Origin of the sequence: Yersinia sp. IP36721, assembly GCF_003634395.1 — a bacterium.
Lineage (GTDB): Bacteria > Pseudomonadota > Gammaproteobacteria > Enterobacterales > Enterobacteriaceae > Yersinia > Yersinia entomophaga.
This window is the reverse complement of the sequence record NZ_QCZL01000006.1, coordinates 106619-119490: the sequence shown is the minus strand read 5'-3', so window position 1 is coordinate 119490 and position 12872 is coordinate 106619. Positions and strand designations below refer to the sequence as shown.

Below are 12872 nucleotides of genomic sequence, written 5' to 3'. Positions count from 1 at the left end.
GGTCTATCCCGCTTTCCGAATCATTATCTTTGCGTATTTGTTGCTGAAAATGCGCGATGAGGCATACATTGATGCCGCATCGCACTGCTATGGCCTAACTCTACGACTCTTTTTCATCTGTTGCCGGTTTACCATCCCCCAGCAATACGGCAAATTTATGGCCGGTTGGCGTCAGCTCCAACGCAATTTTAGCGATGATCGTCAACGGCACCGACAGCAGCATCCCTATCGGCCCGAGTAACCATCCCCAAAATATCAATGACAGAAACACCACCAGCGTAGAAAGTCCTAGTCCACGGCCCATCATGCGCGGATCGATGATGTTGCCACCAATCAGGTTTATCAGAATAAAGCCGCCAGTAACCGCCAGCGCGTCGGCAAAGCCATTAAACAATAAAGCCTGAATAATCGGTGGGATAGCAGCCAGCACCGAGCCGATATTGGGTATGTAATTGAGTACGAATGCCAGCAAACCCCAGATAAAAGCAAAGCGAACATTCATTGATGCCAGGAATATCCAAACCACCAGCCCCGTAGCAAGGCTGATAATCGTTTTAATCACCAGATAGTGAGTGACGCCCTTTACCGCACGCTGCAAGATAGCAATGCCTTTTACCGGATCGTCGAACATTAATTGCAATTTGTACGGCAGGCGCTCAACTTCAAACAGCATAAACACCACCGTCATCAACAGCAGGAAAATACCGGTCATCGCGCCGGAAAGATGGCTAATCGAGCGAGTGACGAAATTCATGGCCGCGCCAGGATCGACGAACTTCATTACGTCATCCACGGACATATCAATATTGAAACGCACGGCAAAACCGTGTAGATCGCGAATTTTTTCCAGCATCATGCCGCGATATTGCGGTAATGAGCGGGCAAACTCATTTAAAGAATTACCGAGCATTCCTAACAGGAATGACATCAGCAAAATAATAACCACCACCAACAGTACAATTGCCAGTGTGCGGGGGATTTTGATTTTTTGCAGCAAACTCACCAATGGATTCAATACAATGGAGAGAAATACCGCCAAAAGGAAAGGTACCACGATGGGCGACGCCGCCTTGATTCCGGCCATAATCACTACCAGCATGGCCAACATGGCGACAATACGTAAACCTTTATTGCTGACTGCCGACGTTACCATAATCTGTCCTTGCATCGAGGTCGTCATCGAGAACGATGATAGAAATAGTGAGAGATCGAAAATAACAGAGCGATCCCTCAACTTAAACTTAATTTTCCGAATATAGCCAGAGGGTTGAGGCAGAAACTAACCCTTTAAGCTTAGCTTTAGTCGTCAGATTTTTCAGGCGCAGGAATATGCATAGTGGTTTGCAGTAATCCTTTTGATTTATTGAAAATCTTCACACCGTTTTCGCGGCCAGCACGACGGGCGCGCTGCTCTTCACGGGGAAGTTTCAATTCGTCCTGACAAATCTGGCTACAGCAGCCGTCAAATTTGGCAGCGCAGCTTGGACATTGAATAAACAGCAGATGGCAACCGTCATTTTTACAGTTGGTATGAGCATCGCAAGGCGTGCCGCACTGATGACAGTTCGCAATCACATCGTCCGAAATCCGCTCGCCCATGCGCTCGTCAAAGACAAAGTTTTTACCGACGAATTTCAGCGGTAAACCCTGTTCCTTGGCTTTGCGGGCGTACTCAATGATGCCTCCTTCAACGTGATAAATATTTTTGAAGCCGTTATGCAACATGTAGGCGCTGGCTTTTTCACAGCGAATACCGCCGGTGCAATACATGACGATATTTTTGTCTTTGTCTTGCTGTAGCATTTCTACTGCCATCGGCAGCTGTTCCCGGAAAGTATCGGACGGAACTTCAATCGCGTTTTCAAAATGCCCCACTTCATATTCATAGTGGTTACGCATATCAACGAACAATGTATCCGGATCGTCAATCATCTGATTAACCTGATCGGCCTTCAGATACTGGCCGACGTTTGCCGGATTAAAGCTGTCGTCATCAATACCGTCGGCAACAATGCGCTCACGCACTTTCATTCGCAGCACCCAGAAGGATTTTCCGTCGTCTTCCAGAGCTACGTTCAGGCGAACCTGATCCAACGCCGGATGAGAAGCGAATAAAACCGCTTTAAACTCATCATAACGGTTGGCGGGAACGCTGATTTGCGCATTGATACCTTCTTTCGCCACGTAAACCCGGCCAAATACGCCCAATTTCACAAATTGGCTGTAAAGGCTGTCACGGAATGCTTTGGCGTCATCCAGATTGAAGTATTTATAAAAAGAAACTGTGGTACGGGGTTCGGTTTCGGCCAACATCCGTGCTTTAAGTTCCTCATTAGAAATTCGGTTATGTAACACTGGCATGGTGTACTTTCCTGTCTTTCGAAGAGGTTTCTGAGAGATTTTTATGCAGCGAAACTGCGGTTGCGGCGAGCATTTACCCGCGCGGCGCACATCATACCCGAAACTGGGCGCGGTCACATCTTTAGGGGCCGGTTAATTGGCAGAGACTTGACGTTAGCGACGTAGATCTGTATTCCTGTTTTATTGTTCCGCTTTCCGCCTGATGGCTATCGACTCCCGCGACTCTATTCTGTTCATTATTAGATTTTACTCAGGGATTTTGGCGACTGCTTTAAAAAGGAAAATCATGCGCGCTATATTTTATGGCCTCGCCGCGTCATTCTTTTTCGCTTTTACTTTTATTCTTAATCGAGCCATGGATTTATCCGGCGGCAGCTGGATCTGGAGTGCCGCGCTGCGGTTTATTTTTATGGCTCCCATGCTGTGGTTGCTGGTAATGATGCGTGGGCAACTGCGGCAAAGTCTGAGCCATTTGCGCCAATACTGGTCAGGCTATCTGCTGTGGAGCACCGTTGGGTTTGGCCTGTTTTACGCGCCGCTGAGTCTGGCGGGATCTTATGGCGAAGGCTGGCTGGTGGCCGGTTCCTGGCAAATTACCATTATTGCAGGCTCACTGCTGATCCCGCTGTTTAAACAGCAAATCGCCACGGAACAGGGGTTACAGACGCGTCGCGGTAAAATCCCCTTCAAAGGATTGCGCTGGTCGCTGTTGATTTTGATCGGCGTTGGGTTAATGCAGTGGCAGCACGCTCAATCGTTGAACTTGCAACAAACGCTGTGGTGTTTGTTGCCGGTAACATTGGCTGCTTTTATGTATCCGTTAGGCAATCGCAAGATGATGGCTATTTGTCAGGGTGAGGTAAATACCCTCCAGCGGGTGCTAAATATGACGCTGGCCAGTCTGCCATTCTGGATTCTGCTGTCTGCCGTTGGGGTGTATCAGGTCGGCTGGCCCTCTCAGGGGCAGGTCGAGCAATCCCTGCTGGTGGCGTTGTTCTCCGGCGTGATTGCCACTTTGCTGTTCTTTGCCGCAACCAATCTGGTCAAACAGGATTATTCCCGTTTAGCAGCGGTGGAAGCCACTCAATCTGGAGAAGTGCTCTTCGCTTTGCTTGGGGAAATGGTCTGGCTGGCGGCTCCATTACCCACCAGTTTATCACTGGCGGGAATTGGGCTGGTCATTATCGGGATGATCATCCACAGCGTAGCGCCTTTTATCGGACAGCGCCGATCGTCGTCTACGGCACGGAGTTAAGGCTTTTTGCAGCGACGACAATCGGTGAAACCAGAGGCTATAATGCCAGCCAGCAATGAGGCTCCGGCCAATACCAGTAAAAAATTGTGTTGCCAGTGTGCACCTGCATAACCGAGCAGGACGCCACCGAACAATAACCCGACGCTGACTTTTTCTGCTCGCATCATCCGTTGTCTATCCCATTTATGGCGATTAATTAGCTGCATATATAATACGCTATAAAAAGAAAAACCCCTTCTTTCCGGAAGGGGTTCCGCACGCAAAGCAACAAACTGATATCAGGCTAAGCGCGTCAGTTTAGCCGGAAGCCCTTGCCGCACCGCCGCGCCGCTCACCCAATCCAGCCAGGTATTTGGCACTTCTCGGGTAGGATCGATAAATCCGAGGTCATTAAGATTAACGCCTGCGCCGATTCGGCTGTCACTCGCCATTTCCACGCCGTCAAGCTGATGCAGATTCGCACCCATTTCGCGATGACCATAACCGTGCTCAATTGCAATAACTCCTGGCATCACTCCATCTAATACACTGAGCTGCGCTTTCATGCTGCCGCCGGGGGTTTCCAGTTTGACCCAATCGCCGTGCGCCACGCCCAGCGCTTTGGCATCCTGCGGATTAATCGCCACCAGATTACTGGCTTTGACTGCCCGCAGACGCTCAATCATCGGCGTAGAGCTGCTCATCAAATGTGATTTAAACGACATCAACTGGAATGGCCAACTCTGCACGGGATAATGCTGGTGAATACTGGAGCCATCGGCCAGCCGCGGCGGATAGAAAGTCGGGCAACCCGAATAACGCTCTCCGGTCATGGCATGACGATGTTTAGCCACATTTTCATTCCAGATATGTAGCGGTTTCTTCCACTGCGGCCCAGTAGCGTCGCCGTTCCACGATTTTTCATACGGCGCAAAACGCCCGCCTCGCGCCAGTAAATACGCAACCCGCATTTGCTCATCCGGATACAAACTGCGCTGAATTTCCGGCAGTAAACGTACCACGCCGGTGAGTTGTAATTCGTCCAGTTGCGCTGCGGGCACGGGGTTTTCACCCAGATAGGCGATATTGGCTGCGGCGCGCAGATAAAAATCTTCGGCACGATCGAGCGGTAACCCCTTGCCCTGTACGTCCTGCATCGCATTTTCACCAAAACCGGGTAAAGCCAGCGCTTTCGCAACGGCGATCAGGAAACTCTCCATCGCCACCGCTTGTCCGTCGGCAGTGCGCGCCGTGCGTGACTCCACCACCGGCCAGCGGGCAGTGCTGGCTTTAACCAATACGCCAGCCCAAGGCGCGCTAAACCCCCAGCTTTCGAAATTATGTGTATCTGGCACGATATAATCAGCCAGCGCAGTGGTTTCATTGATAAAAGCATCGATGGCAATAAACAGGGGTAAATGTTTAGGATCTTTCAACTTATCTTCAACCAGACCACGTAAACCAGCGACACCGTACAACGGATTGGTCATATGGCTGATCCAGGCTTTTAGCGGGTAAGGATAGCCAGAAAGCGCCGGAGCCAATTGCTCGGTTAACTGCCCGCCGACAAAGGGGTACCACGGCCCTTTTGCAGGATACGGCGGTTCACCGGCAGCCAGTTTTTGTTGATATTCCTCAGATTTTTCGTAAGGCTGTTTACTGCGGGATAGTGACAAACCGCGAGATTTAACCTGCCCGGGGAAACTGGCCAGTTGGTAGCGCGGGCCATCAGCAAAGCCGTCAAATTTGCCTCCGCCGACGGAAACACCGCCTTTCAGATTCAGGTTACCAATCAGCGCGTTCAGCATCATAACCGCCCAAGTGGTATAAAAACCGTTGCCGCTCATCATTCCACCGTGGGAAATCACCGCCGCCTGACGCTGATAGGCGGTGAATTCTTTCGCCAACCCGCTGATGGTCGCCACCGGAACACCGCACTGCTGGCTGTATTCCTCCAGCGTAAAACGATTAGCCGCCGCACGCAGCAGGCTCAGCCCCGATTGCACGTCAACCTGCTGCCCGTCCGCCAACGTAACGCTCTGACTGACATATAGCTCCGCGTCCATCGCAACCGGTGCCGCCACCAAAGCCCCATCGCCCTGCGCCACCAGTACCGGGCTTTCTTCCCCTTCCGCAAGGATTTCACCGCTCAAATGCGCCGCCCGCAGAAACTGACCGGCCAGAGGGTGTTGCGGGCTAACAATCACCAAATGGGTAGCGTTAGTCCAACTGCGCTCTCCGGCGGCAGTCATAGCCGCCTCTCCCGGTACTTTCAGATATGGCGCGTTAAAACGTTCCTGTTCGAGAATCCAGCGAATCATTCCCATCACCAGCGCCGAATCACTGCCCGGCAGCACGGGCACCCAACGGTTATGCTGATTTGCCAGCGTGGTCGTCAGCGGCAACGCGGGAGCCACCACCACGTAATTAAAATCGTCCCGTTGGCGCGCATTGGCTAATTGTCTGCCTTGCCGTTTAAACGGGTTGCCCGATTGCGCCGGAGAGGTTCCTAAAAACAGAGCAAAACGCACATTATCCCAATCCGGTTTTACGTGTGCATTTTTATCCAAATCCCCCATTAATGCCCCAGAACCGGCGCGATAAGCCAGCCCGCAGTAAGCGCCGTGGCTACCAAGATTTTTAGTACCAAAGGCTTTGGCAGCAAAGCGTTGGATAAACGCGTCCCGCCCGTCGTCACCGGCGTTGGTCATCAGCAACTGGTTGGCCTTCGGCCCCAAGGACGGCTGAGCCGGATCGATTGGCGTATCCAGATCGCGAATCGCCCGCAGGCCGTCGACATGGCCTTCCCCAAACAGATCGCCGCCTTCCGTCACTTCTTTCACTAACTGTTCGAAACTGATACGTTGCCACTGACCTTCACCACGCGCCCCCACTCGTTTCATCGGCTCAAGAACGCGATAAGGGCTGGTCACGCCTTCCAGTAGCGTCGCGCCTCGAGCACATGCGGTAGATCTGTCCGCCAACCCTTGCTCACCGCCCATGCGGCGCAAAGCTTCGCTCACCGGTAATCCGTAGGGAAAATGGTGGTCGTGAGACAACGGGTGATAGGGGTTGCCTGCGATTCGCAAAATGCGATTTTGCGGCGTATCCACTCGCACTCGTAGCCCACACAGCGTCCAGCAGCCAAAACATTGTGTCATCGAAACCGCCTGATGCGGCGTAGCCTGCCATTCTTGCCCGGCATGGCCTTCCGGCGTGAGTGAGTTGCCGTTAATGGGGTCTCGCGTCAACTTTCCGGCGCTGCCGTCCCGCAGCCCAATTAGCGTTTTACGCACCACATCGTGATAACCTGCGCCAAAGGCCACTAATCCCCCCAGAGCCAAACCGCCTTTTAACCATTGCCGCCGCGTCGTTTTAGCCATGTTGCACTCTCCCTTCCCACCATCTGACTCCTTCACGGAGCGCAATAATTAATGTCACCCATAAACCGAACGTACCGATGATCGCCAGCAATCCGTCGGTACCCGGCGATAACTGATAAGGGTTCGCGAGCACGTTATATTTAGGCAAGGTTTGGCTTTGCATCAGCAATAGCCAACGCACCATCCAGCACATCACCATCGCCAGCAGGCTTTGCAGGATAACCACACCGATAGGTAAGCAACGTTTCAGATTCAGCAATGCCATTCCCAATAACATCAATCCAATCAATAATGTCGCAGCCGCGGTTAACGGGTGCCCGCTGGCCCACAGACGTAACGCCGCAGCAGAAAGCGTCGCGCCGCCGGCCCATAGCAACGTCACCAAGGCCAAAAGCAGTAGAGAAACCAGTTGCCAACGCGCCAGATACCTCTGAACCTGCGGCTGACGCCACAGCCACAAAGCCAGCAACGAAGGCACCGCCTGCATCGCCGTCAGGAAAATAAACAGCGGCAGCCACAGGGTGAACCACAGCGGCTGAGCGCGTAGCACCGACACTTCCCGCCCGGTATACATCAGAATCGAAAGTGCCGATAACGCCGTCAGAATCGATAACAGCCGCAGTAATCCAGTCAAAGGCCGGTTTACCCGTTGGCCGTAGATTAAGACCAGAAAATAGGTCACCACCAGCCCGCTAAACAGCGGCAAGAACAGCGAACCCCATGACATCCACGACCAGGGCGTAAAATAAGGGTAAAAATGCCAGGCGCGCGCTGGCTGATGTAAATCCGCGCTCAAAGCCAACGGTGCCACAATAGCCGCCGCGGTAGCCAACATCAGCGCCGCTCGTTCTAGCTGTGGCCCTTTATCTCGCCTGAACCAGCGTTGCCAACAGCCGAGTAACACTGCACCACAGGCCAGCCCGATAAAGAAAAAATATTGCACTGCCCAAGGTAACCAACTGATTTCCTGCGGACGCACCAGAATTTCACGAATCATGGGTGAACCTCCTGCCACAGCGCCGGTTGCCCCTGTAGCGGCCGAGTAAACACTTCATTTAAACCGAGGTAAAACACCTGTGGCTGCGTACCTTGCTCCGGTTTCAGCACCTTAATTTCGCCCTCATACTGTTTGAGCATCCGGCGCAGTTCACTGTTTTCATCGTGCAAGTCGCCGATAATACGCGCCCCGCCGACACAGGATTCCACGCAGGCTGGCAATAAACCGGCCTCCAGACGGTGTACGCAGAAAGTGCATTTATCCGCCGTTTGAGTGGTGTGATTGATAAACCGCGCCTCATAAGGACAGGCCTGCACACAGTAGGCGCAGCCTACGCAGCGCGTGTTATCGATGACCACAATGCCATCCTGCCGCTGATAGGTTGCCTGTACCGGACACACCGGTACGCAGGGCGGGTTATCACAGTGATTGCATAATCGAGGCAGCAGCACGTTGGTTACGCTGCCCTCGCCTTCTAGCGCGATCTGATACTGGTTAACGCTGGTGCGAAACTGGCCTTGCGGTGACTGATTTTCAATGGCACAACTGACGGTACAGGCCTGACAGCCGATACAGCGACGCAGATCGATCAGCATGGCATAGCGGCGCTGGGGGTTGCCGTTGCGACGGCTCGGTTCCAGTTTCCAACCGGCTTCAGCCAGCGGAACCAAAGCTGCGCCGGCGGTTAGCACGCCCAATCGCTGTAGAAACTCTCTTTTCCCTCGATCCATGGTGTTCTCCAAACCCGCCGTCGGTTAATTGATAGGAAGATGTGACGAGTTGATGGTGAGGAGTGTAGAAATTGCCAAACAGAAGCCCTATTGTGGTTTTCCACATTCCCTTTAGGGACTTGATCCAGGACAATTCACCGGGGCGATCTGGGTCATAAAAAGGAGAAGACACGTTGCGAAACCTGTTGATTATCTTGCTGTGTTACGGTGTTTCGCTGACGGCATACAGCAAAGAATGGACGATTGGCGTACTGGCATTACGCGGCAATGCCCAAACGCTGCAACGCTGGCAGCCGCTGGCGGATAGCCTCAATCAAGGCTTGCCCGATCAGCATTTTCGCTTGTTGCCATTGGATCTCACGGCGATGAAAACCGCCGTGCAACATGGGCGCGTGGATTTTCTGCTCACCAATCCAGCGCAGTACGTGCAAATAGATAGCCACTATCCGCTACGCTGGCTGGTTTCACTGCGATCCAGCCATGAGCCGAACAACGCCAGCCGCAACGTGATTGGCAGCGTGATTTTAGTCCGTCAGGACAGTCCTATCACTCAAGCGGATGAGTTACGCGGCAAACAGGTTGGCGCGGTGTCAGCGGATGCATTCGGCGGTTATCTTTTAGGTTACAAAGCCTTGCGGGACGCTGGCTTACGGCCTGGGCAGGATTTTAATCTGCACTTTTCCGGCTTCCCGGTGGATACATTGATGTATTTGCTGCGAGATGGCGCTCTGGATGCCGCGATAGTCCCCACCTGCTTGCTGGAAGATTTACAAAACGAAGGATTATTGCAGGCCTCTGATTTCAGAGCATTACTGGCTAAACCCACCACAGTGCCCTGTCTGACCAGCAGTGATTTATACCCCAACTGGTCATTTGCCGCGTTGGCGCAGGTACCGGATTCGCTGGCTGACCAAGTAACGCGGATGCTGCTCACGCCAACGGTCAGCAAGGAGCCGCAATGGGGCGCGCCTTCCTCCACCAGCCAGGTCGAAGCCTTGTTGCGCTCGATAAATCAGCATCCAGAACAGCCGCAGCTATGGCAGGCGATACTTTCCTGGGCACTACAAAACCGGCTATTGCTCGGGATTATCGCGGCAATATTGCTGCTGCTGGGTGCGAATCATATTTGGGTGGCCTTTTTAGTGCGCCGTCGCAGCCAGCAGTTAGAGCTGGCCCACCAGCAGCTACGAGAGCGGGAAACCGCACTGGAGCAAGCTCAACGCCTCAGTATTTTGGGGGAAATGGCGTCCGGCTTTGCTCATGAACTCAACCAGCCACTTTCGGCGGTTCGCCACTACGCCGAAGGCTGCGATATCCGTTTAAAACGTGAACAGCCAGATCATCCGCTGCTACCGGTGTTACAGCAAATCAGCGCCCAGGCGCAGCGAGGGGCGGATATTATCGCCAACCTACGTCTTTGGGTGGACAAAGCGCCAGCCACGTCCACGCGTATTCCGCAGTCACCTAGGAACGTGGCAGAGCACGTTTGGCAACTTATCGGCGCGCCACATCATTATCCTGATAGCAGGCTGAATATTGACCTTCCGGCTGAAATACAGCTGATGCTCCCTGCAACCTTGCTCGACCAGATATTTTGCAACCTGTTCACCAACAGCCTACAGGCCGGCGCGCGGAGACTATGTCTGAACGGCAATCAAACGCCCGAAGGAACAGAACTCAGTTTGCAGGACGATGGTGGCGGATTAACGGTTTCGCAGCTCAATCAGCTATTTATGCCATTCAAATCGGGAAAACCAGATGGCCTGGGGTTAGGTTTGGTGATTTGCCAACGGCTGATGGGCAGCCAGGGTGGGAAAATGACGTTAACCAACGCCCTTGCCGCTAACGGCGCAGCTGGGTTAGAGGTCCGATTATTCTTCCCTCTAAATTCCTCACTAAAAGGAACAAGTTAGTGTCAGTCATACATTTAGTGGACGACGATTTGGCCGTGACCGATGCCTGTCGTTTTTTATTGGAAAGTCTGGGCTATAAAGTCTGTATCTGGCATCAGGGCCAGAGTTTCCTAAACGAAGCCGATTTGTTTCAAACCGCGGTAGTACTGCTGGATATTCGTATGCCAGTGCTGGACGGCCTACAAATCCATCGGCGTTTACGTGAAGCAGGCAGCACGCTGGCGGTAGTTTTTCTTACCGGACATGGGGATGTTCCGCTGGCGGTTGAACAAATGAAGCAAGGTGCTATCGATTTCCTGCAAAAACCCGTCGCCACTCAGCCTTTGGTTAATGCACTCCAGCAGGCATTGAAACATTCCGAACAGGCGGTTTCACGCCATCAGGTCAATTTGCGCTACGCCAGCCTGACGCCAAAAGAGCAGCGGATTGCACAATGGGTAGCGCAAGGATTGATCAACCGCGACATTGCCAATAAAGCCTGTGTTTCTGTAAGAACCGTTGAGGTTCACAGAGCTAAAGTCATGGAAAAAATGGCTGCTGCGAGTTTGGCAGAATTAGTCAGTTTGCTGAATAAGCGTAGCGGCATAAGCTAGGCGTGTTTATTTTATCAACTAAAACCGGTTTATTTTGCTCAAAAATAAAGCAAATGTTACTAATAATAGTTTTTTAATGCGGTCTGTTTTCGCGTTTTTCCCTAAAAGTGCCACAATAGAACTACCTTAAATGACAGATAAACATATTGAAAGCATGATTAGCGGCCCCAGATTAGCCGCCATAACGTAAAAGTTAACTGTCCTAAATTACTACTCTGAAGCTGAGAACACATGATGCAAGTTCCTTCTTTTAATCGCTCGTTACTGCACCCAAGATACTGGCTGACATGGTTAGGCCTGGGTATCCTTTACTTGCTGGTTTTACTGCCTTATCCGGTGATTTATACACTGGGTACTTCCCTCGGCCGTTTCTCAATGCGTTTCCTCAAACGCCGCCTTTATATCGCAGAACGTAATCTGGAACTGTGCTTTCCGCAAATGTCCAAAGCGGAACGCGAGCAGCTGGTGGTCAAAAACTTCGAATCTGTCGGTATGGGACTGTTTGAAACCGGTATGGCTTGGTTTTGGCCAGACTGGCGCATCAATCGTTGGTGTAAAGTCAGCGGACTAGAACATATTGAGAAAGCTCGGGAGAATGGTCAGGGCGTACTGTTGATCGGTCTACATTTTCTAACGCTGGAGCTGGGTGCCCGCATTTTCGGCATTCATAACCCAGGAATCGGGGTTTATCGCCCCCACGATAATAAGGCAATGGATTGGATGCAGACTTGGGGCCGAATGCGCTCCAATAAATCCATGCTGGATCGCAAAGATTTGAAAGGGATGATTCGTAGCCTGAGACAAGGCGAAATCATCTGGTATGCGCCGGATCATGACTATGGCCCACGCAGCAGCGTGTTTGTTCCGCTGTTTGCCGTTGACGATGCGGCCACCACCACCGGCACTTATTTATTGGTACGCACGGCGAAACCGGCGGTGATTCCCTTCACCCCGCGCCGTCTGCCCGATGGCAAAGGTTACGAACTGATTCTGCAACCGGCGGTAGAAGACTTCCCGCTGGAAAGCGAAGTCACTGCCGCAGCCTTTATGAATAAAGTGATCGAAGAAGAAATTCAGTTGGCAACGGATCAATATATGTGGCTGCACCGCCGCTTCAAAACCCGTCCGGAAGGCGCCCCCTCGCTGTACGATTAGCGCTCTGACGCCTTTCGCAATATCACGCCGGGGCTTTCTCTGCACCGGCGTAAATCAACGCTGCATCCCTCTGGTTATTCAACGCTAGCCCTTTTTTAACGACAAAAATACCGAGCCAAGCCTTGTTAATTTGTAATCAACATGGGAATTTATCTTTCTCTTATTTCCATATGGCTTAGCTATGTACATCATTAATCTCACTTATCATCGTCCCGTTGAAGAAGTCGATACTCATCTCGATGCCCATATTGCCTGGTTACGCAAATACTACGATCAGGGCATTTTCATCGCTTCCGGGCGTAAAAACCCGCGCACTGGCGGCATTATCTTTGCCATCGCCTTACCCCGCGACGAACTGGATGCCATTCTGGCTGAAGATTCTTTCAACGCTGTTGCCCGATATGAAGTCATCGAATTTACTCCAACCATGACGTCAGACTCGCTAACTGCTCTGAAAGGTTTGTAAGACATCAATTTGCCAAAACAGGGAATGAAAGTCAGAAAT

Annotated in this window: 11 protein-coding genes; 5 read left to right on the top strand and 6 right to left on the bottom strand. The window is 52.1% G+C overall.

Annotated features, from left to right (window positions below):
• Nucleotides 1–100: 100 nt before the first annotated feature.
• On the bottom strand, nt 101–1153 hold the full coding sequence (locus DBA33_RS07850) for an AI-2E family transporter (protein ID WP_064513025.1): 1053 nt from the start codon (nt 1151–1153) through the stop codon (nt 101–103).
• Between the two features lie 146 nt (nt 1154–1299).
• Complete coding sequence (locus tag DBA33_RS07845) at nt 1300–2361, bottom strand: rhodanese-related sulfurtransferase (RefSeq protein WP_064513023.1); 1062 nt, start codon at nt 2359–2361, stop codon at nt 1300–1302.
• 286 nt (nt 2362–2647) lie between these two features.
• On the opposite strand from DBA33_RS07845, the gene DBA33_RS07840 reads away from it, so the two are divergent.
• Nucleotides 2648–3616, top strand: coding sequence for a multidrug resistance efflux transporter family protein (locus tag DBA33_RS07840; protein WP_064513021.1), 969 nt, complete (start codon nt 2648–2650; stop codon nt 3614–3616).
• On the opposite strand, the gene DBA33_RS07835 is transcribed toward DBA33_RS07840, so the two are convergent.
• From DBA33_RS07835 to ttrB, 4 genes are all read right to left on the bottom strand, one after another.
• Nucleotides 3613–3783, bottom strand: coding sequence for a hypothetical protein (locus DBA33_RS07835; RefSeq protein ID WP_162975179.1), 171 nt, complete (start codon nt 3781–3783; stop codon nt 3613–3615). The two genes, DBA33_RS07840 and DBA33_RS07835, sit on opposite strands and share 4 nt — an antisense overlap.
• Nucleotides 3784–3894: 111 nt before the next feature.
• Nucleotides 3895–6978 carry a tetrathionate reductase subunit TtrA gene (gene ttrA / locus DBA33_RS07830; protein ID WP_064513017.1) on the bottom strand — a complete coding sequence of 1028 codons (3084 nt, stop codon included), beginning with the start codon at nt 6976–6978 and terminating at the stop codon, nt 3895–3897.
• Complete coding sequence (ttrC, locus tag DBA33_RS07825; protein WP_120806138.1) at nt 6971–7975, bottom strand: tetrathionate reductase subunit TtrC; 1005 nt, start codon at nt 7973–7975, stop codon at nt 6971–6973. Before ttrC ends, ttrA begins: the two co-directional genes overlap by 8 nt.
• Nucleotides 7972–8706: a tetrathionate reductase subunit TtrB gene (gene ttrB, locus DBA33_RS07820; protein WP_064513014.1), complete on the bottom strand. Its 735-nt coding sequence runs from the start codon at nt 8704–8706 to the stop codon at nt 7972–7974. Before ttrB ends, ttrC begins: the two co-directional genes overlap by 4 nt.
• A 173-nt stretch (nt 8707–8879) precedes the next feature.
• Here ttrB and ttrS point away from each other — a divergent pair, with 173 nt between their 5' ends.
• The 4 genes from ttrS (at nt 8880) to DBA33_RS07800 (ending at nt 12833) form a co-directional block, all read left to right on the top strand.
• Nucleotides 8880–10619 (top strand): tetrathionate respiration histidine kinase TtrS, encoded by a 1740-nt coding sequence (ttrS, locus tag DBA33_RS07815; RefSeq protein WP_064513012.1) that lies wholly within the window; start codon nt 8880–8882, stop codon nt 10617–10619.
• The gene (gene ttrR, locus DBA33_RS07810; protein WP_064513010.1) at nt 10619–11212 is read left to right on the top strand and encodes a tetrathionate respiration response regulator TtrR; all 594 of its coding nucleotides are present in this window, start codon (nt 10619–10621) and stop codon (nt 11210–11212) included. Before ttrS ends, ttrR begins: the two co-directional genes overlap by 1 nt.
• A 231-nt stretch (nt 11213–11443) precedes the next feature.
• Entirely contained in the window at nt 11444–12367 is a 924-nt protein-coding gene (locus DBA33_RS07805; RefSeq protein ID WP_064513008.1) for a Kdo(2)-lipid IV(A) acyltransferase, read from the top strand.
• A 181-nt stretch (nt 12368–12548) separates the two neighbouring features.
• A complete protein-coding gene (locus DBA33_RS07800; RefSeq protein ID WP_064513006.1) occupies nt 12549–12833 on the top strand; it encodes a YciI family protein in 285 nt (94 codons plus the stop codon).
• The last annotated feature ends 39 nt before the right edge of the window (nt 12834–12872 follow it).